19 protein-coding genes are annotated in these 22739 nt (G+C 67.3%); 15 read left to right on the forward strand and 4 right to left on the reverse strand.

What is annotated here, in order from left to right:
* Window positions 1–219 precede the first annotated feature (219 nt).
* From ACEN9N_RS27505 to ACEN9N_RS27575, 15 genes are all read left to right on the forward strand, one after another.
* Entirely contained in the window at window positions 220–3108 is a 2889-nt protein-coding gene (locus ACEN9N_RS27505; RefSeq protein ID WP_007830891.1) for a type VI secretion system Vgr family protein, read from the forward strand.
* 17 nt (window positions 3109–3125) lie between these two features.
* Window positions 3126–5729 carry a DUF2169 family type VI secretion system accessory protein gene (locus ACEN9N_RS27510; RefSeq protein WP_495654990.1) on the forward strand — a complete coding sequence of 868 codons (2604 nt, stop codon included), beginning with the start codon at window positions 3126–3128 and terminating at the stop codon, window positions 5727–5729.
* A 22-nt stretch (window positions 5730–5751) separates the two neighbouring features.
* On the forward strand, window positions 5752–6801 hold the full coding sequence (locus ACEN9N_RS27515) for a pentapeptide repeat-containing protein (protein ID WP_495654991.1): 1050 nt from the start codon (window positions 5752–5754) through the stop codon (window positions 6799–6801).
* A gap of 16 nt (window positions 6802–6817) precedes the next feature.
* The gene (locus ACEN9N_RS27520) at window positions 6818–7471 is read left to right on the forward strand and encodes a DUF3540 domain-containing protein (protein ID WP_495654992.1); all 654 of its coding nucleotides are present in this window, start codon (window positions 6818–6820) and stop codon (window positions 7469–7471) included.
* Between the two features lie 11 nt (window positions 7472–7482).
* Window positions 7483–7878, forward strand: coding sequence for a DUF4150 domain-containing protein (locus ACEN9N_RS27525; protein ID WP_007830901.1), 396 nt, complete (start codon window positions 7483–7485; stop codon window positions 7876–7878).
* 74 nt (window positions 7879–7952) lie between these two features.
* A complete protein-coding gene (locus ACEN9N_RS27530; protein WP_495654993.1) occupies window positions 7953–10298 on the forward strand; it encodes a type VI secretion system Vgr family protein in 2346 nt (781 codons plus the stop codon).
* 3 nt (window positions 10299–10301) lie between these two features.
* Window positions 10302–10775: a DUF6484 domain-containing protein gene (locus ACEN9N_RS27535; protein ID WP_495654994.1), complete on the forward strand. Its 474-nt coding sequence runs from the start codon at window positions 10302–10304 to the stop codon at window positions 10773–10775.
* Window positions 10776–10786: 11 nt separating this feature from the next.
* On the forward strand, window positions 10787–11836 hold the full coding sequence (locus tag ACEN9N_RS27540) for a DUF2169 family type VI secretion system accessory protein (protein ID WP_495654995.1): 1050 nt from the start codon (window positions 10787–10789) through the stop codon (window positions 11834–11836).
* Window positions 11833–12897: a beta-ketoacyl synthase N-terminal-like domain-containing protein gene (locus tag ACEN9N_RS27545; protein ID WP_413314933.1), complete on the forward strand. Its 1065-nt coding sequence runs from the start codon at window positions 11833–11835 to the stop codon at window positions 12895–12897. Before ACEN9N_RS27540 ends, ACEN9N_RS27545 begins: the two co-directional genes overlap by 4 nt.
* Window positions 12898–12900: 3 nt before the next feature.
* On the forward strand, window positions 12901–13833 hold the full coding sequence (locus ACEN9N_RS27550; RefSeq protein WP_007830908.1) for a PAAR-like domain-containing protein: 933 nt from the start codon (window positions 12901–12903) through the stop codon (window positions 13831–13833).
* Window positions 13834–13863: 30 nt separating this feature from the next.
* A complete protein-coding gene (locus tag ACEN9N_RS27555; protein ID WP_413314934.1) occupies window positions 13864–14805 on the forward strand; it encodes a type VI immunity family protein in 942 nt (313 codons plus the stop codon).
* A 5-nt stretch (window positions 14806–14810) separates the two neighbouring features.
* Window positions 14811–15491: a hypothetical protein gene (locus ACEN9N_RS27560; RefSeq protein WP_007830916.1), complete on the forward strand. Its 681-nt coding sequence runs from the start codon at window positions 14811–14813 to the stop codon at window positions 15489–15491.
* Window positions 15488–16756 (forward strand): TIGR02270 family protein, encoded by a 1269-nt coding sequence (locus tag ACEN9N_RS27565; RefSeq protein ID WP_495654996.1) that lies wholly within the window; start codon window positions 15488–15490, stop codon window positions 16754–16756. Before ACEN9N_RS27560 ends, ACEN9N_RS27565 begins: the two co-directional genes overlap by 4 nt.
* Window positions 16757–16835: 79 nt before the next feature.
* Entirely contained in the window at window positions 16836–18497 is a 1662-nt protein-coding gene (gene tagH, locus ACEN9N_RS27570; protein WP_495654997.1) for a type VI secretion system-associated FHA domain protein TagH, read from the forward strand.
* Window positions 18498–18533: 36 nt separating this feature from the next.
* Window positions 18534–19325: a PP2C family protein-serine/threonine phosphatase gene (locus tag ACEN9N_RS27575; protein ID WP_007830922.1), complete on the forward strand. Its 792-nt coding sequence runs from the start codon at window positions 18534–18536 to the stop codon at window positions 19323–19325.
* Between the two features lie 97 nt (window positions 19326–19422).
* On the opposite strand, the gene ACEN9N_RS27580 is transcribed toward ACEN9N_RS27575, so the two are convergent.
* The 4 genes from ACEN9N_RS27580 to tssB form a co-directional block, all read right to left on the reverse strand.
* Entirely contained in the window at window positions 19423–19962 is a 540-nt protein-coding gene (locus tag ACEN9N_RS27580; protein ID WP_495654998.1) for a peptidoglycan-binding domain-containing protein, read from the reverse strand.
* 87 nt (window positions 19963–20049) lie between these two features.
* Window positions 20050–20529 carry an Hcp family type VI secretion system effector gene (locus ACEN9N_RS27585; protein ID WP_495654999.1) on the reverse strand — a complete coding sequence of 160 codons (480 nt, stop codon included), beginning with the start codon at window positions 20527–20529 and terminating at the stop codon, window positions 20050–20052.
* 152 nt (window positions 20530–20681) lie between these two features.
* Window positions 20682–22175, reverse strand: coding sequence for a type VI secretion system contractile sheath large subunit (gene tssC / locus ACEN9N_RS27590; RefSeq protein ID WP_495655000.1), 1494 nt, complete (start codon window positions 22173–22175; stop codon window positions 20682–20684).
* 32 nt (window positions 22176–22207) lie between these two features.
* Window positions 22208–22723 carry a type VI secretion system contractile sheath small subunit gene (gene tssB, locus ACEN9N_RS27595; RefSeq protein WP_007830930.1) on the reverse strand — a complete coding sequence of 172 codons (516 nt, stop codon included), beginning with the start codon at window positions 22721–22723 and terminating at the stop codon, window positions 22208–22210.
* Between the last annotated feature and the right edge of the window lie 16 nt (window positions 22724–22739).

Consider the following 22739-nt stretch of genomic DNA (forward strand, 5'->3'; position numbering starts at 1 on the left):
CCTTATTTCGCTGCGCAAGGCACCCCATCGGCGTGATCGTTCAGAGCACTTGTTGATCGAGCGAAACAACGGCAGCGCCCATCGTGCACACGGCATCGGGTGCTCCCCGCAGCGAAATAAGGGAGGAGGGCGAAGCCCGGGGGACATTCGCGCAGGGGAGTACCCGGTGGCCTGTGCACGCACCCCGAACAAGCGCCAATAAGTTCCAAAGAGAAAAAAATGGCCGACAACGAGTTCCGCATAGAGACCGACTCCCCCGCCAAGGACGACCTGATGTTCTGGCGCATCGTCGGCCATGAAGCGCTCGCGCGCCCGTCGTTCTACGAGCTCACGGTTCTCTCGAAGAACCGGGCCATCGATGCGAAGGACATCCTCGGGCGTGCCTTCGACGTGGTGATCGAATTCCTGGATTCGGATGGCGGCACGCACGAGCGGCATTGCCAGGGACATGCGGTGCGCTTCACGCGCGTGCAGGCGGCCGGCCGCTACTTCGAGTACCGCATCGCGCTGCGCTCGTGGTTCTGGCTGCTGACCAAGCGCAGCAACTCTCGCATCCTGCAGGACAAGAAGGTGCTCGAGGTGCTCGACGCCGTCTTCGAGGACAGCCCGATCAAGCGATTCAAGAAGACCAAGCCGGGCAAGGTGATCGGTGCCCACAAGCCTCGCCGCTATTGCGTGCAGCACCTCGAGAGCGACTATCGCTACCTGTCGCGCCTGCTCGAGGACGAGGGCATCTACTACTGGTTCGATGCGCACGACGCGCCCGGCACGATGCATCTGTCCGACGCCAGCGACATCGCGCACGACAAACTGCCCGTGGCCGACACGCTGAACCACATGGCCGGCAATGCGAGCGAGGCGCGCTTCAACGAGATTTCCCAATGGGTCAGCGCGCGCCAGTTCGACACCGGCAAGCATGCGAGCCGCGACAGCGACTTCAAGGCCATCAACAAGACGCTGGGTGCCAACGTCGACGCGGCCGACGACCACGAACTGGCGGATTTCGAGGCCTTCGATTTTCCGGGCGGCTACTTCAGCGGCGAGGATGCCGAGAGCAGCGCCAAGGTGCGCGCCGAGGAGCTGGGTGCACGGCGCGACCGGCACTGGGCGTTCACCGCATGGCCCGACGTGACCGCCGGCCGCAGCTTCGCCTACAAGGGCGACCCCGACGGCACGCGCGACGGCGACTATTTCATCGCGGCCTGCACCTTCGTCGCGAGCCATCCGGGCTACGAGGGCCTGCACATCGGCGACGCTCCCGAGCCCTTGGCGCTCACGTTGCGCGAGGCACTGGACGACGACGCCGTCGGTGCCGACACGCGCGCCGTCCTCGAGGCGCTGATTGCGCGCATGCCCGACGTGCGCGGCGGCTGCGCCTTCCTGCTCACGGTGCTGCCCATGGACATGCCGTTCCGTCCACCGCGCCTCACGCCGCGCGTGGTCATGCCGGGGCCGCAGACCGCCATCGTGGTCGGTGCCAAGGGCAAGGAGCACGACGTGGACGAGTTCGGCCGCGTCAAGGTGCATTTCTTCTGGGACCGCTACGACGAGAGCGACGAGAAGTCCACCTGCTGGGTGCGGGTCTCGCAGCCCTGGGCCGGCAAGGGATGGGGCGGCTACTTCGCGCCGCGCATCGGCCAGGAAGTGATCGTCGACTTCATCAACGGCAACCCCGACCGGCCGATCATCGTGGGCCGCGTCTACAACGACGAGCAAGGCATTCCCTACAAGTCGGCCACGCAGAGCGGCTTCAGGACGCGCTCGACGCCGGGCGGCAGCCCCTCGAACTACAACGAGATCATGTTCGAGGACCAGAAGGGCTCCGAGCTGGTCAACATCCATGCCGAGCGCAACATGTCGACCTCGGTCGAGGTGGACGATTCCACCAGCGTCGGCCACGACCAGAGCCTCACGGTGGAAAACGATCGCCACGTCACGGTCAAGAAATTCGAGACGCACGTGGTGGGCAAGAATCAGGACGTGGAGATCCACGGCTACAACACCAGCAAGATCGGCAAGGACTATGCGCTGCTGGTGACCGGCAACCTGCTCACCCAGACCAAGGGTTTCCGTACCGACGTGTCGGTGCTCGGCGAACTCCGCACCGTCGGCGTCGGCCAGACCATCGGCGTGTCGGGCCCGGTAGTGCACGGCTCGGCCTCGCTGGCCGTCACCACGGGCGAAATGAGCGTCACCACTTCGGCGACCAAGCTCGGCGCATCGGGCGACATCAGCGTGACGGCGGGGGGCGCACGCAAGGACGTCGCAACCGGCTCGCACACCATCGCATCGAGCGCCGGCATCAAGCTGGTGGCGGGCGCCGACATCGACCTGATGGCCTACGCGAACATCAATGCGACCTCGATGGGCTCCAACACCACGGTGCTGGGCTCCAACTCGAGCGGCTACATCGGGTCGTCCAGCGAAGCCAACATGGGCATGGCGCGCAGCACCTTCATGGGGCTGCAGATGAGCAACTTCCTCGGCGTGAGCATCGACAACGCGCTGGCGATCCAGATGGAGAACTGCGCCGCGCTGCAGATGCACAACGTGGCCGCGCTGGACCTCACCAACACGCCGGCCGACATCGAGTGCACGGCCGTCAAGATCATCCAGCCCGGTGCCGGCGCGGGCGGGGCCGCCGGCGCGGCCGTGGTCGGTGCGCTGGGCGGATTGGTGGCGGGCGTGCTCGGCCTCGGCGATGCCGCGGCGACCATGAAGCAGTACGCCGATGCGGCGCAGGCGCTGCGCGATGCCGCCAAGGACATTCCCGAACTGCCGGGGCTGCAGACCAAGCTCAATGCCCTGGCCGACAGCGCGGACCGCCGGCAGCGGCAAGTCGGCACGGCCGTCGGGGCTGGCGTGGGTGCGGCGGTGGGATTCGTGGCGGGTGGGCCGCTCGGCGCCGCGGCGGGTGCCGCGGTTGGCTCGCAACTGGGAGGCAACTACCTGCCGGGTGCGGCGACCAAGGCCGCCGGGTTCGTGGACGACCACACCAAGGGCGTCGGCGAAGCCGCGGACAAGGCGTGGGATGCCGCCATGCCGGCTGCGGGCAAGTCTCCCGGTCCCCAGGGCGGCAGCGGTGGCTCCAATCCGGTGGGCAGCTGATGCAGGTCTGCAAGCCCATGTCGCTCGGCTTCTCGAGCCGCGCGATCGAATACCGCAAACGCTACGGCCTGTGCGTCACGCACTGCCTGTACCTGCCGTTCGAGCAAGGCGCAAGCGGACGGCTCTGGGGCGAACAGTCGATGTGGAACTTCGTGGGCCGCGAGATGGCCCTGCCGCTGCTCGACGAAGGCGTGGCGAAGCTCACGCCCGAGTTCCTGGTGCACGGCCATGCGTGGCCCGACCCGGCCGGCTCGTCGCCGGACTGCGCCGTGCGGGTCCGGCTCGCCGGAACGCAGAAGACCGTGCTCGCCTTCGGCGACCGGTGGTGGGACGGTGACGAGCCGCGCGCGGCACCGGCGGCAGTGCCCGGGAAGATCGACCTCGACTGGACCAATGCCTATGGCGGCAGCGACTTCGCGCCGAACCCGTTGGGCAAGGGGCGCGCGGCTGGCGCAGGCGTGCGCTTCCTGCCGAACCTCGAGCTGCCGGGCTCGCGCGTTCTGTCGCCACGGTCCGAGGTGGTGCCGGCCGGCTATGGACCGCTCGATTCAACGCATCCGCAGCGCATCGCGTACCGCGGAAGCTACGACGCCGACTACCTCAAGACGCATGCGCCGGGCTTTCCGCCGGACCTCGACTGGAAGCACTTCAACATGGCGCCGAAGGACCAGTGGCTTGGCGAAGCGCTGCGCGGGGACGAGCCCTACGCGCTCGACAACCTGCATCCGACGCAGCGCCACATCGAGGGCCGGTTGCCGGGCCTGCGCGTGCGCACCTTCGTCAACTACGCGCGGGGCGCGTCCGGCGACCACAAGTTGCGCGAGGTGCCGATGCGGCTCACCACCGTGTGGTTCTTCCCGCATGCGGAGCGTCTGGTGCTGGTGTTCCATGGGATGGCCGAATGCGCGGAGGACGATGGCGCCGACATCGTGCACCTGCTCGGCGCGGTCGAGCGGCTGGGTGCCCCCAAATCCGACGCGCACTACATCGACGTGCTGGCCCGGCGCAGTGATCCGAAGCACGGCGGCCTCGAGGCGCTGAACGACACGGACCTGCTGCCCGAAGGCATCGACACCTGCGACCCGGAGGCCGAGCAGGCCGAACAGGCCTTCGCGATGGAGGGACTGCAGGGCCAGGCGCAACGCCAGCGCGCAGAGGTCGACATCGCCCTTGCGCGCGAGGCCCTGCGCGCGCAGGGCAAGGACCCGGACGCACTGGGCATGGTGCTGCCGCCGCCCGAGAAGAAACGCAGCATGGCCGAGCTCCCGGCCTACCTCAAGGCCAGGCAGCAGGAGGCCGAGGCCTCGCGCTGGGCCGCGATCGAGGAGATGGTCGGGCAGGTCCAGCGCGTGCTCGACATGGAAGAGGCGGGCCAGGTCGACATGGCGAAGCTTGCGCACCGCGGGCCGCCACGCTACAACGCCGAAGCCCATCTGGCCGAGCTCGACGCGCAGCGCGCGGAGGGCCTGGCCTTCGACCAGCGCGTCGTCGCCCGGCAACTGGCCCAGCGCGAAGGCGCCGAGCGCCTGGGCTACCTGCAGGCGGCGCACCTCCAGCCGCCGGCCTATGCGCAGCAAGGCGAGGTGGCGGCCGGCGGGCGCTCCCTGATGCAATGGATGCTGGGCAAGGGGCTGCGCAGCTTTCCCGGCATCGACCTCACCGGTGCCGACCTGTCGGCGCTGGATTTGCGCGACGTCGACTTCACCGACGCCTGGCTCGAGAGCGCGAACCTGCAGGGTTCGAACGTGTCCGGTGCGAACTTCACGCGGGCCGTGCTCGCGCATGCCGGGCTGCAGGGCACGATCGCCATCGGTGCCACCTTCACCCATGCCAACCTGGGCCGTGCCCGGCTGGCGGGCGCGGTGTTCGACCAGGCCCAACTCCAGGGCGCCGTCCTGATGCACTGCCAACTCGCGCAGACCAGCCTGCGGCGCGCGGACATCGCTGGCGCGAACCTGCTCGAGACCACGTGGGGCCCGGCCGACTGGAGCGGTGTCGAAGCCGGCAACAACCTGTTCTACAAGCTCGACATGCGGGGGCTGCAGGCCGGCGAGGCGAACCTTGCGGGCGCCACGCTGGTCGAGTGCGACCTGAGCGAAACCGACCTGCGCGGTGCGCGGCTGGCCGGCGCCAGCTTCGTCGCCTGCCGGCTCGACCGCACACGGCTGGCCGGCGCCCAACTCGATGGCGCGGTCTTCACCAAGGACTGCTCGCTCACCGAAGCCGACCTGTCGCGAGCCAGCCTGCGCGGCGCCAACCTGGGCGAGGTCGAGATGCGCGGGTGCACGCTGGTCAGGGCGCAGTTGAACGGCGCGAACCTCGGTGCGGCGCGCCTTGCGGGTTGCGACGCGCGCCTGGCCGTTGCCGAAGGCACGCTGCTGCGCAAGGCGGTGCTGACCGGGGCTCGCCTCGCGGGCGTGAACTTCAAGGACGCCATGCTGCAGCATGCCGACCTGCGCAGCGCCGATCTGCGCAACGCCAACTTCTTCGGCGCCGACATCTCCCGCACGAAGCTGGACGGCGACGTGCGATTCGATGGCGCGCTGCTGGAGCGGGTGCGCACCTGGCCGCGGCTCACGCCCGAGCAGCAGGCGCGCCATGCGGCGGCCCACCCGATCTGAACGGGGCGACGGAGAACACCCAGTGAAAGCCGAACACCTCACGCTTGCCATCGGCATGGGAGAGACCATCGACGGACTCGACCTGCGCAAGGGCCGCTTCGCGAAGACCTTCATCGGCGGTGGCGTGTTCACGAAGGCGCAGCTCGACGAAGTCGACCTCCGTGAAGCCGATGGCCGCGAGACCGTGTTCGACCGCTGCCACCTCACGGGCGCGATGTTCAACGGCGCCAATCTGCGTCGCGCGGTGTTCCACCAGTGTGAGCTGGCCCACGCGGATTTCCGCAACGCACACCTGCATGGCGCGACCTTCAGCGAATGCAGCCTGAGCCATGCCCAGTTCGCGCAGGCCTGGATGGGCATGGCGACGTTCTCGCGCTGCCGGCTCGACCACGCGAGCCTGTCGGAAGCCGCGCTCGAGTCTGCGGTGTTCACGGATTGTTCCCTGATCGACGTCAACGCCGACGGCAGCGAATGGAAACATACCTGCGTGCTGCAGTGCGACCTGTCGCAGCTCACCTGGGCGGGCGCGCGCATGACCCGCGCGACGTTCAGCAAGACCGCGCTGCGCCGGAAGTCCTTCGAGGGACTGGCGCTCGACGGCTGCCAGTTTTCCTTTGCCGATCTCAGCGAGGCGAATTTTTCGGGCGTCTCGCTGCGGCAATGCAACTTCCAGGGCGCGACCCTCGACCGGGCCGACTTCAGCCATGCGGTCGGCCCCAACGCGCTGTTCTGCGACGCGCAGGGCGAGCAGGCGAACTTCTCGCAGGCCCGGCTGCGCCAGGCGCTCTTCACGGGCGGCCGCTTTCCGGCGGCGCGCTTCGATGGCGCCGATCTCTACCAATGCCATTTCGCCCATGCGCAACTGGCGGGTGCCAGCCTGGCGGGCGCCGAACTCACCTACGCAGATTTCCGGCACGCAGACCTCGTCAACGCCGACCTGCGCCAGGCCACGATGCTGCGGACCTGCCTGCATGGCGCGAAGGCGGCCGGCGCCCAGATGACCGACCGCGCCCGCGCGCTCGAAACCGACCCCGAGCTGGACCGCGCCGAGCGCTGGACAGCCAGCGCCTGATCTTCCGGAGACGACCATGACCACCATCACTCCCTCTGCCCGCCGCCGCGCATCCGCGCGCGACACCTCGCCGGCCACGCCGGCGCAAAGCTGCGTCGGCCTGATCACCGGCAGCGACGCGCAAGGCTTCAGCGTGGCCAGTGGCGGCTTGCGTGCACGCGGCCGGCGCGCCGCGAGCTGCCTGCTCGAGCCGGCCGCCGGCGACACCGTCGCCTGCCTGCTGGTGGCGCCCGACGAGGTCTGGGTGCTGGCGGTGCTGCAGCGCGAAGAGGGCGTAGCCAACGTGCTGAGCTGCCGTGGCGATACCCGGTTCGCGGTCGAGGGCGGCGCGCTGAGCCTGGCCGCGCAGACGCTGTCGCTGGAGGCGGCTGCGTTCTCGCTGAAGACGGACAAGGCCAGCGTCTGCGCCGAGGACGCCGAGCTCATGGGCCGGAACCTGCGCGTCATCGGTACCGCGGTCAAGCTGGTGGGGGCGGTGCTGTCGACCGTGTTCGACCGGGTCACTCACTTCAGCCGCCATCACCTGCGCACGACAGAAGGTATCGACCGCGTGCAGGCCACGCACGTGGAATGCGAGGCGCAGCAGTTGCTGCGCCTGTCGGGCGAGCATGCGCTGGTGAACGGCGAGAAGCTCGTCAAGGCGCGCGGCGGCCAGATCCACTTCGGTTGAAGGAGCGCGCCATGTTCGCCAACTGCCAGATGATGGGGATGGACATGGGCTTTCCCGACGTCTGCATCACGCCGGCCGCGCCGTCGCCCATTCCCGTGCCCTATCCCAACATCGCGATGGGGCCGATGGCGATCCCGAACTGCCCGACCATCCTGATCATGGGCATGCCGGCGCACAACCTCGGCACCACCATCCCGATGACGAACGGCGACAACGCCGGCGTGTTGATGGGCGTGGCTTCGGGCACGGTGATGGGGCCGAGCCGGCACCTGACGGCGGCGTTCACCGTGCTCTTCTGCGGCATGCCGGCCACGCGGCTGACCAGCGTGTCGCTGCAGAACAGCACGAACTGCCCGGGTGTGCGCACGGTGCCGAGCCAGGCGCTGGTGCTGTTGCTGGCGCCATAGGCCACACGGCTGCTTCACGGCGAGGCCGCGAAGCGGCATCGTTCGCAAAGAAGCACGAAGAGGGAGTGCATGGCATGGCCGATCACAAGTTCAGCATCCAGGGCGATTCGCCCGTCGTCGACAAGCTCATGTTCTGGCGCATCGCGGGCCATGAGGTGCTCGCGCGCCCCTCGGCCTACGAACTCACCGTGCTGACCGACAGCGAAAGCATCGATGCCGCGGACATACTGGGCCGCTCCTTCGATGTCGTGATCGAGTTCGCCGATGCTGACGGCGACGCTCATAAGCGGCACTGCCAGGGGCATGCCGTGCGCTTCACGCGCGTGTCGCAGAGCGGGCGCTTTCTCGAGTACCGCATCAGCCTGCGCTCGTGGTTCTGGCTGCTGAGCAAGCGCGTCAACGCGCGCATCCTGCAGAACAAGCCGGTACTGGATGTGATCGACGCCGTGCTGGACGACGGCCCCATCGGCAGCCTCAAGAAGATCAAGGCCGGCGGCGTGGTCGGGCGCCATGAACCCCACGTCTACTGCGTGCAATACCGGGAGAGCGACTACCAGTTCCTTTCGCGCCTTCTGGAAGAAGAGGGCATCTACTACTGGTTCGACGCGCACGACGCGCCCGGCACCCTGCATCTGTCGGACGCCAGCACACTGGCGCACGAGAAACTGCCGGTTGCCGACACGCTGAACCATGTCGAGCGCGGCGCGTCGGAGGGGCGTTTCAACGAAATCACGCGCTGGGTCAGCTCGCGGCAGTTCGATTCGGGCAAATTCGCGTCGCGCGATCGCGACTTCAAGGTCATCAGCAAGCAGCTGGACGCGGACAAGGGCGACCCCGACACGCATGAGCTGTCCGACCTGGAAGTGTTCGAGTTCCCGGGTGGCTATCAGTCGGGCGACGACACCGACAACCTCGCGCAGCTGCGGCTCGACGAGCTGGTCGGCCGGCGGCAACGCCACTGGGCACTGACCGGCTGGCCCGACGTGACCGCCGGGCGCAGCTTCTCGTTCAAGGGCGACCCCGACGGAAAGCGCGACGGCGACTACCTGATCGCGGCCTGTACCTTCGTCGCGAGCCACCCCGGCTACGAGGGCGCGAACTTTCCCGAGGGCCAGCGGCCGATCGACAGCGTGCTGCACGAGGTGCTGGCCGACGACCCCGTCAACGCCGGGCTGGGCGAGCTGGTGAGCGACCTGATCGCCGAGACGCCGGCGCTGCGCACCGGCCAGCGCGCGAGCAGCAGCTTTCTGCTCACGGTCATTCCGTTGAACACGCCCTGGCGCCCGCCGCGCCTGACGCCGCGCGTGACCATGCCCGGACCCCAGAGCGCCATCGTCACGGGCCGCAGCGGCGAGCAGATCTGGACCGAGGAGCACGGCCGCGTGAAGGTGCAGTTCCACTGGGACCGCTACGGCAAGAACGACGAGAACAGCTCGTGCTGGGTGCGCGTGTCGCATCCCTGGGCCGGCAAGAGCTGGGGCGCGATCAGCATTCCGCGCATCGGCCAGGAAGTGATCGTCGACTTTCTCGACGGCGACCCCGACCAGCCCATCGTCATCGGGCGCTTCTACAACGGCGAGTCGATGGCGCCCTTCGGCCTGCCGGCAGGTGCCGTGGTGAGCGGCATCAAGTCGAATACACACAAGGGCAAGGGCTACAACGAGCTGTCGATGGACGACACCGCCGGCAAGGAGAAAGTGACCATCCACGGCCAGTACGACATGAACACCACGGTCGAGAACAACCAGACGACCACCGTGCACAACAGCCGCACCGACACCATCGACGTGGACGATTCGGAGAGCGTGGGCAACAACCAGAAGCAGCACGTGGGCGTCAATCAGACCGTGTCGATCGGCGCCAACCGCAGCGAGACCGTGGGCGGCACCGAGACCATCGTCATCACGGGCCACCGCACCGAAACGGTCAACGGCGGCGAGACCGTGACGGTCAACGGCGGGCGCAGCCACACAGTCAACGGCATGCAGACCACCACCATCTCGGTGGCCGAGGCGCACACCGTGGGGGCGGGCCGCATGCACAGCGTGGGTGCGGGCGAAGCCATCAACGTGGGGGGCGTGCAGACCGTGAGCGTTGGCGGGGCGCAGATGGTGAGCGTGGGCGGCGTGCAGAAAGTGAACGTGGGCGCGCTGCAGTCGATCAGCGTGGGCGGCCCGCACAAGCTGTCGGCGGCGGTGATCGCCGAGACATCGAAGGGGCCGATCAAGATCAAGGCGGGCGCGATCTGCATGGTCGAGGCGCCCACCATCATGCTCAAGGCGGGCGGCAGCAGGATCGTCATGAATGCCAGCGGCATCACCATCAAGGGCGCCAAGATCACCATCAAGGCCGACGGCACTGCATCGTTCAAGGCCGGGGGCTCGATCAAGATCAAGGGCTCCAACCTGGGGGAGGACTGAGCCGTGGAAGACCACACCGATCTCCAGAGCGCGCGCAGCGTGCTGCACAGCGTGGCGGCCTGGTCGAAGCTGTCGGGCCAGGGCGTGGCCGTGGCCGCCTTCGCGGGCTTCGATGCCGAGGGGCGCTTCCTGGTCACGCTCGGCGACGGCATGGCGCCGGTGCAGGCGCTCTCGACCGTGGGGCTGGCGCCTGGTGATGCGGGCGCGGCCATCGTCGTGGCCTTCGAGCAGGGCGAGGTGCGGCATCCCGTCATCGTCGGGCGCTTGCAGCCGCCACGCACCGGAACACCGGCGCTCGATGCACGCGTGGACGGCGAACGCGTCGTGCTGCAGGCGCGCGAGCGCATCGAGCTGCGCTGCGGGGAGGCCAGCATCGTGCTCACGCGCGCGGGCAAGGTGCTGATCAACGGCAACTACGTGCTCTCTCGCTCGCGCGGCGCCAACCGCGTCAAGGGCGCGTACGTCGGTATCAACTGAAGGGGCGTGCCATGTGGCAGCTCGACAACCGCACGCCCTACGCCGCCGAACGCACCTGGGTGCGCGACCGCGACGGGGCGGAGATCTGGCTCGTGGCTGTGAAGTGCAGCTTCGACATTTCGCCCGATGGCGAGACGAGCATCGCGCCCCAACAGCCGCCCGTCGCGCAGGCACCCGTCTTCATCGACGAGTCCGCGCCCCAGCCGAGCCTGCTCTACGAGATGGACCTGGTGCGCACCAAGCTGACGACCGACGTGCTGCTGATCGGCCATGCGCACGCGCCCGTCGGCGTGCCGGTGACGCAGCTCGACGTGGGCATGCGCGTCGGTCCTGTCGCCAAGCGGCTGCGCGTGACGGGCGACCGCGTGTGGCTGGGCGGTTCGCCGTCGGAGCCCGAACCCTTCAGCACGATGCCGCTGGTGTGGGAGCGCGCATACGGCGGTGTCGATCCATGGACGCGCGATGCGCCGAATCCGCAGTTCGACGTGCGCAACCCCGTGGGCACCGGCTTTGCGCTCGAGGCCGCGCATGCGGAGGGCATGCGGCTGCCGAACATCGAGTACCCGGATCAATGCGTGCGGACGTGGATCGACCGGCCGGAGCCCGCGGGGTTTGGGCCGCTGTGCAACCACTGGCAGCCGCGGGCGGGGTTCGCGGGGACGTATGACGCAGCGTGGCAGCGAGATCGGTTGCCGCTGCTGCCGGTGGACTTAGATGATCGGCATTACCAGAGTGCGCCTGTGGACCAGCAGGCGCCGCAGTTTCTGCGGGGTGGCGAGCCGGTAGTGCTGATTCATTTGTCGCCGCATGCGGCGCAGCTGAGCTTCGAACTGCCGCGGGTGGTGCTGGGACTGGAAACTTTCTTTTCGAATGGCGCGCGCCAGCGGCACGAGCCGCCGCGCCTGCACACGGTGATTGTTGAGCCCGATGCGGCGCGTGTGTCGCTGGTATGGCATAGCACGTTGCCCTGTCACCCCAAGGTCCACAAGCTGGAGAAGACGCGCGTTTACGAAAAGCAGCTAGTTCGCCTGGGCGAGACACCTTCAGAGGATTTCGCATGAGCGGCGACGGATTGCGCATCGTAGGCTTGGGCGGTTGCACGCCGGTGGGGCGCGATGTTTTCGCGAGCGCTGCCGCGGTACGCGCAGGAGTCTGCGGTTTCGGCGAGCATCCGTTCGTGATCGATACCGCCGGTGAACCGATGCGCGTGGCCCGCGCAGCCTGGATCGATGCATCGGCTGACGTTGCAGACCGTTGTGCCGCGCTGCTGCTGCCGGCTATCGACGGTGCGCTGCGAGTGCTATCCACGGCCGACGACGTATCGGTGCGATGCGGTCTCGCGCTGGCGCTGCCGCCCACGCGTCCGGGCCGGCCCCACGACCTGGCCGGTTCTTTGTTGGCGTGGGTGTCGCGCCGATATCCCGGGCGCTTCGGTACCGCGCGGGCCTTTGAAGCGGGCCACGCTGGCGGACATCTCGCGCTCGAGGCGGCCGTGCAAGACTGCTTTGCTGGTGCCGTCGACGTGTGCCTCGTCTGCGGCGTCGATTCCACCCTGGCACCAGAGACGCTCGAATGGATTGAGGCATGCGGGCAACTCCACGGCGGAGGTGCCGACAACAATGCATGGGGCTTCGTGCCTGGCGAGGCGGCTGGCGCGCTGCTGCTGGCTTCGCGGGACTTCGCGCGAGCGCGGCAGCTCGACGCCTGGGGTGAAGTGGTGGGGATTGGCGTCGCCCAGGAAGCCCATCTCATCGGGACCGGTGAGGTGTGCGTGGGCGATGGCCTGAGCGAGGCCTTCGAACAGGCGCTCGGGCGATTGCCCCCGGAGGAATGCGTACACAACGTTTTCTGCGACCTCAACGGCGAACCCTATCGTGCCGACGAGTACGGCTTCACGGTGCTGCGAAAGGGTGATCGCTTCCGAGCGGCCAGCGATTTCGTCGCCCCGGCCGACTGCTGGGGTGATATCGGCGCAGCAGGCGTTCCGTTGCACATTGCCATCGCCGCGATCTGCCATCGCAAGCGCTACGGCAAGGGGCGATGGTCGATGGTGTGGGCCAGTTCCGCGTCGGGCGAGCGGGGTGCCGCATTGATCTGCGCGATGGACTTCGGCGAGGAATGAATCATGCCGGTCTCCATCAGGGTCAACGGCACGAGCCTGTCGCTAGTTCACAAGTTCAGCACAGGTGTCAGCATCGCGACCATTCCCGATGTCTGCAAGACCCCGAGCCCAGGCGGGCCGGTGCCGGTACCCTACCCCAACATCGCGAACTCGATCACGCTAAGCAACGGCACCTCTACCGTCAAAGGCGACAAGGCGATGGCCGCCAACAAGGGCTCGAAATTCGCGCTCTCGAACGGCGACAACGCGGGCGTGGCCGGTGGCGTGAAGTCCAGCACCTTCATGAAGGAGGCGACATGGATTCTCTATTCCTTCGACGTGAAGATGGATGGCAAGAACGCTACCCGCCTTACGGACAAGATGTTCCACAACGCGGAGAACGCCGCCAACCTAGGCGGTGTGCTGCAGAACCCAGTGATCGTCGCAGCATTGGGGCAGGAACTCGGGGATCAAATCTGCACTGCCATCTGCGATACGCGTGACGAAGCGGACGAGGGCACGATCCCGTCGAAGAAATACCCAACCCTCCAGTCCCGCGTGGCGAGCAAGCTCAGCAGCGGATTTCCACTCTACAAGCCGAAGAAGCTCGACCTGTTCGTCGAGATGACCTGGAAGATCGCCAAGCGGGTCGGCGGCACTTTCGTCGGCATCATGTCGGAAGGGCGGGCGTTGTCGAATGGCTTGCCGGCACCGGGTTCGTTGTTTCGCGGGCTGGCGGCTGGACGCGGTGCGCCGGGCACTACTTTTCGGCCTGATTTCACGGTCTTGAAGGATGCGGCCAAGCCGGCGAATTTCGACAACGTCAAGAGTTTCGTCGAAGTCAAGTTCAAGGGCGACACGCCCACGGCCAATCAACAACTGGCCAAGGAGCGGCTGGGGGCGAAGAATGCGGGCAAATACCAGCAGATCGAAGAATCGGACTGCGCTTGCGATTGAATGCGGTCCACCTATGCAAGGAAGCAAAGAATGAACGACACGATCCTTGGCGACGGCGCCAGCACGGCCATGCATTTTCGACCGTGTCTTGAAATCCTGGTGTTCTGCACCGTCCCTCGCGCCGCGTTGGCGCCTCAGTTCATAGAGTTTCACCGTGCCTTCTGCGAACATCACGGTCAGGCACTCGGCTGGTACAAGACCAACGTAATGAAGACTGCGAAGCGTCTCGTCGGTCCCGCCAATGATCAGGTGGCACAGATGTTGGGTGACAGGAAGGCGCTCGCGAGCTACCTGCTCGGGGTGGAGCAGCACTCCGGTGCGAGCGCGGCCGACTATGCGTTGCCGTCGTTTCAGTTTTTTTCCGAGGAAGACCTGAGCGACCCTGACGACCGCGTGGTGCGGCACATGCTGCGCATATGCCTCCCGCTCGACGAAGCCAATGTGCCCGATCGAACAGTCGAACGAGTGCTGGGCCTGCTGGCACTGGTTGATTTCGACTCCGGTTATGGCGGATTCTCCTACTACTGGAACACCGGTGATGGCGAGGCAGAGCGCGAGCTCGAACGCGCCAACCGGGGATGGCTTACGCGTTATCCGGGGCTCGCCTACGGCAAGCCACTCGGTCTTTTCAGCTTTGCCGACCTGGGCATTCTCGGAGTGAGCTGGTTGACCTTTCTCGGCAAGGCCCGCGCTGCGGAAATGGGGGGCATCAACGCGCTGGCCTCGGCATTGCCGCCTCCGATCAATGTGCAGGCCATTGCAAACGATCGCGGCTTGCTGATCCGCGCCAGCACGCAACCTGAGCTGGGTGATGTCAATCGGGGGCACGCGTTGCCGGCGTATCACGCGGTCGGCAAGGTGCTCGCGCCGCTGCGCGTGCCGGATGACTGGATCGATAACCTGCTCGTCACTGGCATGACGCCCGAAGAATCACAAGCGTGGTACGCGCGATTCTTCGGCGAAGAGGATTGAGCCGCATGCTGACCTTCTCCGTGGCTACCCGCGCCGATGCTGCCGTCGTCGTGCTCGACTTCGTGCGCGTCGTCGCGCGCGACTTCGCCCGCGCGATGCAGTTGGGCTTCTTCGGCCCCGGTGTCGCGGCGGTGCCGGTAGTTGTGCAGCTGGCGTCGCCCACGCTGGTGCTGGTGCACATGCATACCGATGCAATTCATCCGGCGGTGCTGCGAATTTTGCGCGGCATGTGCGAATGGGGGCGGCTTGCGCGCGATCTGCCGTTGCGGTGGCTCGGCCCGGCCGGGCAACAGGCCGGGGCAACGGCGATCGGTGAAGCTGCCTCGGCTCTCGCAGCCAAACCGCAGCAAGCGTTCATGCTGCAACGTCCCGACTTCGTGGGTTTCGGCGAACAACTGGTGGTCGTGCTTAACCTGGATGCGCCACCCGATGAGCAGCAATCAGACCTGCTCGATGCAGGCTTCGAATGCTGGATCGCGCTTATGCAAGGCGGCCTGCCGCCGGAACCGTACCTGCCGGGTGAATCCACCGTTGGCGCCACGCAGACGATGCGGATCGGCAGTACCACCTGCCAATGGTTTCTCGAAGGCGTGATAGCTCATGAGGCCTGCCTCGACCTGCTTACCCACTTCCTCGTGGCGCATGCCGACGCATTGCGGATTCGCGACGTGGAGATCGAAGTATGAGCGGCGCCGCGCCTGTGATCGAATCCATCCTCGCCGAGCACGCCGACGAAGCCTCCTTCCTCTGGCTCCAGCGCACCAGCGCAGTCCACGCCCCCAACTACTCGATCCAGCAATTCGCCGACCTCGACGAACGCCTCGCCGCCCACATCGACGGCCTGCGCGTCGCCGGCGAAGAAGGCTGGCAACATGCATTGGCCCTCACCGACAATGAAGGCCCCGAAGATTTCTTCGTCGCAGCCGTGCTCGCCATAGAAGCGGTCGACAGCCGTTTCGACGATCTGGTTGAGCGTGCAAGAGAAGGCCTGCCCGAGGTCGTGCCCGGCCTGATCTCTGCGCTCGGCTGGGTCGAGCCGAAGCATCTGGGCGGCCGCGTCAAGGCCTTGCTCGACGATGCCTCGCCGTTGCGGCAGAAGCTCGGCGTGGCGGCTTGCGCGCTGCATCGGCGCGACCCGGGCGCGCTGCTCGGCGAACTGCTCGCGAGTGCGCCCGACAGCGTGCGCATCCGCGCGCTGCGCGCGGCCGGCGAACTGGGCCGTGCCGACCTGTTGCCGCAGGCGCAGTCGCTGCTGGGCGAGGCCAAGCCCGAACTGCGCTTCTGGGCCGCGTGGGCGGCGGTACTGCTCGGCGACCGGGCGCAGGCGCTCGATGCGCTCGCCGCCTTCGCGCTGAAGAGCGGGCCGCGCCAGCCGCGCGCGTTCCAGCTCGCGCTGCAGGCGATGGAGATCGCCCCCGGCCATGCGCTGCTGCTCGACAGCGCCACGCTGCCCGGGGCGCAGCGCCTGCGCATCATCGGCTCGGGCTTCATCGGCGACGCGCGCTACGTGCCCTGGCTTATCGAGCAGATGACGCAGCCGGCCACGGCGCGCATCGCGGCCGAGGCCTTCGTCACCATCACGGGCGTGGACTTCAACCTCGCGCAGATGGAGGTCCCGCCGCCCGACGGCTTCGAGGACGGCCCGACCGAGGACCCCGACGACGACAACGTGGAACTGCCCGAGGACATCGCGTTGCCGTGGCCCGACGTCGACAAGATTCGCGCGTGGTGGCAGAAGAACGGTGCGCGCTTCACCCCTGGGACGCGGCTCTTCATGGGGCAGCCGCTCTCGCCCGACAGCTGCACGGGCGTGCTGCGCCAGGGCTTCCAGCGCCAACGCGTGGCGGCCGCGCTGCACCTCGCGTTGCTCGACGCGCGTGCGCCGCTGTTCGCGACCAGCGCGCCGGCGTGGCGGCAGCAGCGCTGGCTCGGCGACGGCATACCTCTTTAGGCGAGATTGCCAAGGTGCCGGCCGGAATGAATACTTCCCTCGAGTTGTTTCGCTCGCGACGGGCGACAGGGGCCGATTCATGATCCATATCGCTGTCATCACCCGGCAAGGCGCTCCGGCGGGGCAGTCCATCGCCGCGGACTTCGGACCCAATGGCGGCACCATCGGCCGCGCCGACACCAACACGCTCGTGCTCGTCGACCCCGACCGCACGGTTTCGCGGGTGCACGCCCAGGTGCTGTGCCGCGACGGGCAGTACTTTCTCATCGACCGCGGCAGCAACCCGATGCAGTGCAACGGCGTGTCGCTGGGCTCGGGCAAGGAGGTCGCGCTGGCCGATGGCGCGCGGCTGGTGGTCGGCAGCTTCGAGCTCGCGGTGCGCGTGACGGCCGACGCCGCGCCGCCGTCGCTGGCCATCCCGAACACGGTGCTGGGCGGTCCTTCCGCCGCCGCGCCGGCAGCAACTGCGGCACCGTCGAGCGACGACCCCTTCGCCGACCTGCTGGCGGGCCTCGCGCCGCCGGCCGCGCCGGCTGCATCTGCGCCGGCGTCCGCTCCCGCTGCAGCACTGCCCGATTCGCTGCTGTTCCCCGACCCGATGGAAAGCGGCTCGCGCAACGCGCAGGCCGCGCAGATCGATCCCTTCGCAAACCTGCTCGGACCCACGCCGTCGTCCGCGCCCGCGGCCGGCCTTGGCGCGCTCGACGATTTCTCCGACCTCGGCGCACCCCCGCACGGCAAGGCCGCGGGCATCGACGAGCTGTTCGGCGGCATGGGCGGCGGTGGCGGCATCGGAGGCGATCCGCTCGCGCTGTCGCCGCTGGCCGATCCGCTGCTGCAGCCCAACACCGCCTCCAATGCCGATCCGCTGGCGGCCCTGCAGCAAGCGGCGCCCCCCACGCCCACGCCGCGCTCCGACCATCTTCCGATCGACCAGTTCGGCTTCACGCCGCCGAAGGCGATCACGCCGCCTTCGTCGCCATCGCCGCAGCCCCAACCGATGGCGCAGTTCGACGACGTCACGGGCCAGCCGATCCGCATCAGCGGCCCCGAGGGCTCCGCCAGGCCGTTCGAGCCGCCCGCGCCCGTGGCCCCTGCCGCGTCGCCGCGGCCGGCCCCGCGCCCCGCAGCGCCCGCGCGCACCGCCACCGACGACGAACTGCTCGCCGCCTTCCTGCGCGGCCTCGCCAGCACGCACCAGCCGCCCGAGATGCTCACACCCGGCCTGATGGAGCGCATCGGCGCGATGCTGCGCAGTGCCACCGAGGGCACGCTGCAGCTGCTGCTCACGCGCCAGGAGTTCAAGCGCGAGGTGCGCGCCGAGGTCACGATGATCGCGTCGCAGGCCAACAATCCGCTGAAGTTCTCGCCCACGGTCGAAGTGGCGCTGGCCCATCTGCTGGGCCCTGGCGTGCGCGGCTTCATGCCGCCCGAGGCCGCGATGCGCGATGCCTACAACGACCTGCGCGCACACCAGTTCGGCGTGATGGTGGGCATGCGCGCGGCGCTGGCCCATGTCATCGCGCGCTTCGAGCCGGCGGAGCTGGAGAAGAAGATCAGCGCGAAGTCGGCGCTCGACGCGCTCTTCAGCGCCAACCGCAAGGCCAAGCTCTGGGACCAGTTCGTGTCGCTCTACGGTGGCATCGCGAGCGAGGCGGAAGACGACTTCCACAGCCTCTTCGGCAAGGCCTTCCTCGAAGCCTACGAAGAGCAGATGGCGCGCCTCAAGTCCGAAGCCTGACGACAACTACCACCGCATCACCAGCGAGGCACCCGCTTGGAAATCGAAATCGTCACGCTCTCCCGCCAGGGCGGCCGCACCTACAACGAAGACGTCCACGGCCACTGGCACGACGAGCGCTATGTCGCCTGCCTGGTGGCCGACGGCGCAGGCGGCCATGGCGGGGGCGACGTGGCCGCGGCCACCGCGCGCAGCAGCGTGCTGGGCGGCTTCTCGGCTGCGCCGGGGCTCGACGAGCCCACGCTGCGCCGGCTGGTGGAGCAGGCCAACGTCGACGTGGTGGCGCGGCAGGCCGAGGGCGGCAAGCTCGCGGGCATGCGCTCGACCATCGTGTTCGCGGCCATCGACCTCGAGGACCACGCGCTGGCTTGGGTGCACAGCGGCGACAGCCGGGCATACCTGTTCCGCGGCGGTGCCATCGTGGCGCGTACCACCGACCACAGCCTGGTGCAGCAGATGGTGGCCGGCGGCATGCTCGACGAGGAGGGCGCGCGGCTGCATCCGCAGCGCAACATGCTGCTGTCGGCGCTGGGCTCGATCGAGGAGGCACCCGACATCGCCGTGTCCGACCGCATGCGCCTGCTGCCAGGCGACGTGCTGCTGCTGTGCAGCGACGGCGTGTGGGAGCCGCTGGGCGACGAGCGCCTGATCGACACGCTGCATGCCTCGCGCACGCCCAGCCAGTGGACCGAGCTGATCGACGCGCAGGTGAAGGCCAACGCCAAGCCGGGCCACGACAACTACACGGCGCTCACGCTGTGGGTGATCGAGGATGAGAGCGACGATGCGACGCGGCTGCTGCCAGAGAGCATTGCGTCGGCCGACTGACTCTTGAATTGCTTCGAACAAAAGACAAGGGCCTGAAGCGCCGTCCATCGGACGATCGCTCCAGGCCCTTGGTTGCTGCCGAGGGCGGGGCGGAGACTCAGATGCCGCCCGTGACCGGAACCCTCGCGGGTGCGCCGTAGGCGTACTTGCTGGCCGTCTTCTTGACCCGCTTCAATGCGCTGCGCAGCAACAGCGGCATGTCTTCCCGGTTGGGCAGGTTGGTGTAGTTGTCGATCCCCTGTTCCTTGCAGAAATTGGCGCAGCCGTTGTTGAGCAGGTCGAGCGCGTAGCGCGACTGGCTGATCGTGCTGGATGTGCCGGGGTCCCGGAACGGGTCGAAGATGCCGTCCGCCAGGACCTTGCGCCCGGTCGCAACCATCTGCTGCTGGAAGTGCGTGATGTGCTTCTGCGTGACCGGTCCGTAGTAGCCGTCCACGGCGATCACTTCGGTCTGGCCGGGCGGCGGGTCGAAGTCGTGGTTGAAGCCCATCAGCTCGTAGTAGAAGATCTTGAACAGCGCCTGTACCAGCATCACGTCTTCACGCGTGTTGGAGCCGATCCGGCCGACCGACCAGTCGATGTTGTAGGTGGCGAGCAGCGCGCCGCTGTCGCCGATGATTGGGGTGCTGAATGCCATCGCATTGCTCCGGTGGAGGACACGCAAAGGAAGCGGACCGGGCGCGGCAGCCGCGCCTGATTCCGCACTCGACGAATCCGCCGTCCGTCAGCGCGTTTCGGTGGTCGGCACGTTCCAGCCGAACTTCACTTCGCCGCCCGCTGCACCCTTGTCGTCCTGCGCCTTGTAGGCGAACTCGATGTCCTTGAACGAGCACGACACCTGTTCCTGCACGTCGCCGCCCTGCGCGCCGCCGGGGGCCACGCTGGAGATGAAGACTTCCTTCAGCGTGACCTTGAGGTACTCCTGTTGGCCTTCGCCCGACTTGCGGCAGGTCATGATCATGTCCTTGAAGTGCTTGCCGCCCACGCAGTTCTTGGCCAGCACCGGGGAGGCCTTGTCGTAGGTGTGCACGAAGTGGAAGTCGCCAGGTGTGGCCTTGCCCTTGCCGGAGCCGCCGCCCGAGCCCGCGCCCGAGGCGTTGCTCACGTTCCACGACCACGACGAGATCTCGATCTCGTCCTTGTGGTCCTTGTGGGAAGACTCGCCCTTGACGCCGTCGAGCTTGATGTGAAAGTCAGATGACATGTTCCTACTCCTTGGAACCCGATTTGCGTTCGGGCGGTTGATGACTGGGTTGAAGACGAAGGCTGCCGGCGGTTTGAAGACACGACCGATACGCGGCAGCTACAGAGAGAACGAAACGGAATCGGGAATTTCAAGAAAACCCGCGGGACTTTTCAGGTGCCGCCCTTGGCCGAAGGCAGCTTCGACACCAGGCGCAGCGAGACCGTGAGGCCCTCGAGCTGGTAGTGCGGGCGCAGGAAGAACTTGGACGTGTAGTAGCCCGGGTTGCCTTCCACTTCCTCGACGATCACCTCGGCGGCGGCCAGCGGCTTCTGGGCCTTGGTGGTTTCCGACGAGTTGGCGGGGTCGCCGTCCACGTAGTTCATGATCCATTTGTTGAGCCAGCGCTGCATGTCCTCGCGCTCCTTGAAGCTGCCCACCTTGTCGCGCACGATGCACTTGAGGTAGTGCGCGAAGCGGTTGCAGGCAAAGAGGTAGGGCAGGCGCGCCGCGAGGTTGGCGTTGGCCGTGGCGTCGGGGTCGTCGTACTCGGCCGGCTTGTTCAGCGACTGGGCGCCGATGAAGGCCGCGAAGTCGGAGTTCTTGCGATGGATCATCGACAGCAGCCCGGCCTTCGACAGCTCGGCCTCGCGCCGGTCGCTGATGGCGATCTCGGTCGGGCACTTCTGGTCCACGCCGCCGTCGTCGCTCGGAAACGTGTGCAGCGGCAGGTTCTCCACCGCGCCGCCCGACTCGATGCCGCGAATGCGCGAGCCCCAGCCGTAGAGCTTGTACGAGCGGTTGATGTTGGTCGCCATCGCGTAGGCGGCATTGGCCCAGGCGTACTTGCTGTGATCGGCGCCGGCGGTGTCTTCCTCGAAGTCGAACTCTTCCACCGGGTTGGTGTTGGCGCCGTAGGGCGTGCGCGCCAGGAAGCGCGGCATGCACATGCCGAGGTACTTGGAGTCGTCCGATTCGCGCAGGCTGCGCCAGCCGGCGTACTCAGGGGTGGAGAAGATCTTGGTCAGGTCGCGCGGATTCGCGAGTTCCTGCCACGACTCCATCTGCATCAGGTTGGGACTGGCGCCGGTGATGAAGGGAGCATGCGCCGAGGCCGCGATCTTGGCCATCTCGCCGAGCAGCTCCACGTCCGGCGGGCTCTGGTCGAAGTGATAGTCGCCCACCAGCGCGCCGAAGGGCTCGCCGCCGAACTGGCCGTACTCCTGCTCGTAGATCTTCTTGAACATCGGGCTCTGGTCCCAGGCCGCGCCCTTGAACTTCTTGAGGTTCCTGGCCAGCTCCTGCTTGGAGATGTCCATCACGCGGATCTTGAGGTTCTCGTCGGTCTCGGTGTTGTTCACCATGTAGTGCAGGCCGCGCCATGCACTCTCGAGCTTCTGGTAGTCGGGGTGATGGATGATCTTGTTCACCTGGTCGGTGAGCTTGGCGTCGATCGCGGCGATCATGGCCTGGATCGACCGGGTCACGTCCTTGCCGATGACGGTGCTGTTGGCCAGCGCCTGCTGCGCCAGCGTGAGCACCGCGGCTTCGACGGCGCTCTTGGCTTCGTCGCTGCGCGGCTTGAATTCCTTCTGCAGCAGCGAAGAAAAGTCGCTGCCTGCATACGCGACATCTTTCAGCGCGCTCTGTTCGAGTGCTTCGGCCATGGTGGTTTACTCCTCGTGTGCTCGGATGGGTGTCAGGTGGCGGACGCGCTGCCGTCTTCGGGTTTCTTGCTCGCGGCCAGCGTCTGCAGCAGGGCCGGGTCTTCGAGCACCTTGGCCAGCAGGTCCTCGGCGCCGCCCTTGCCGTCCATGTAGGTGACGAGGTTCGACAGCTGGGTGCGCGCCTCGAGCAGTTTGTTGAGCGCACCGACCTTGCGCGCCACGGCGGCGGGCGAAAAATCTTCCATGTTCTCGAAGGTGAGTTCCACCTTGAGGTCGCCTTCGCCGGTGAGCGAGTTCTCCACCGCGAACGCCGCGCGCGGTTTCATGGCCTTCATGCGCGAGTCGAAGTTGTCGACGTCGATCTCGAGGAACTTGCGGTCGACCACCGGCGCGAGCGGGTCGGCCGGCTTGCCCGACAGGTCGGCCAGCACGCCCATCACGAAGGGCAGCTGCACCTTCTTCTCGGCCCCGTAGAGCTCCACGTCGTACTCGATCTGGACCCGGGGCGCCCGGTTGCGGGCGATGAATTTCTGACTGCTCTTGGCCATGGAGATGCTCCTTGCG

This window comes from Variovorax sp. Varisp46 (genome assembly GCF_059491885.1).

Bases quoted from the DNA above. Each gene is read 5' to 3' on its own strand.
- ACEN9N_RS27560 (WP_007830916.1), top strand. From the start codon at position 14,811: ATGCTGACCTTCTCCGTGGCTACCCGCGCCGATGCTGCCGTCGTCGTG.
- ACEN9N_RS27585 (WP_495654999.1), bottom strand. From the start codon at position 20,529: ATGTCATCTGACTTTCACATCAAGCTCGACGGCGTCAAGGGCGAGTCT.
- ACEN9N_RS27520 (WP_495654992.1), top strand. From the start codon at position 6,818: ATGACCACCATCACTCCCTCTGCCCGCCGCCGCGCATCCGCGCGCGAC.
- ACEN9N_RS27510 (WP_495654990.1), top strand. From the start codon at position 3,126: ATGTCGCTCGGCTTCTCGAGCCGCGCGATCGAATACCGCAAACGCTAC.
- tssB (WP_007830930.1), bottom strand. From the start codon at position 22,723: ATGGCCAAGAGCAGTCAGAAATTCATCGCCCGCAACCGGGCGCCCCGG.
- ACEN9N_RS27540 (WP_495654995.1), top strand. From the start codon at position 10,787: ATGTGGCAGCTCGACAACCGCACGCCCTACGCCGCCGAACGCACCTGG.
- tssC (WP_495655000.1), bottom strand. From the start codon at position 22,175: ATGGCCGAAGCACTCGAACAGAGCGCGCTGAAAGATGTCGCGTATGCA.
- tagH (WP_495654997.1), top strand. From the start codon at position 16,836: ATGATCCATATCGCTGTCATCACCCGGCAAGGCGCTCCGGCGGGGCAG.
- ACEN9N_RS27550 (WP_007830908.1), top strand. From the start codon at position 12,901: ATGCCGGTCTCCATCAGGGTCAACGGCACGAGCCTGTCGCTAGTTCAC.
- ACEN9N_RS27525 (WP_007830901.1), top strand. From the start codon at position 7,483: ATGTTCGCCAACTGCCAGATGATGGGGATGGACATGGGCTTTCCCGAC.
- ACEN9N_RS27530 (WP_495654993.1), top strand. From the start codon at position 7,953: ATGGCCGATCACAAGTTCAGCATCCAGGGCGATTCGCCCGTCGTCGAC.
- ACEN9N_RS27565 (WP_495654996.1), top strand. From the start codon at position 15,488: ATGAGCGGCGCCGCGCCTGTGATCGAATCCATCCTCGCCGAGCACGCC.
- ACEN9N_RS27555 (WP_413314934.1), top strand. From the start codon at position 13,864: ATGAACGACACGATCCTTGGCGACGGCGCCAGCACGGCCATGCATTTT.
- ACEN9N_RS27545 (WP_413314933.1), top strand. From the start codon at position 11,833: ATGAGCGGCGACGGATTGCGCATCGTAGGCTTGGGCGGTTGCACGCCG.
- ACEN9N_RS27505 (WP_007830891.1), top strand. From the start codon at position 220: ATGGCCGACAACGAGTTCCGCATAGAGACCGACTCCCCCGCCAAGGAC.
- ACEN9N_RS27580 (WP_495654998.1), bottom strand. From the start codon at position 19,962: ATGGCATTCAGCACCCCAATCATCGGCGACAGCGGCGCGCTGCTCGCC.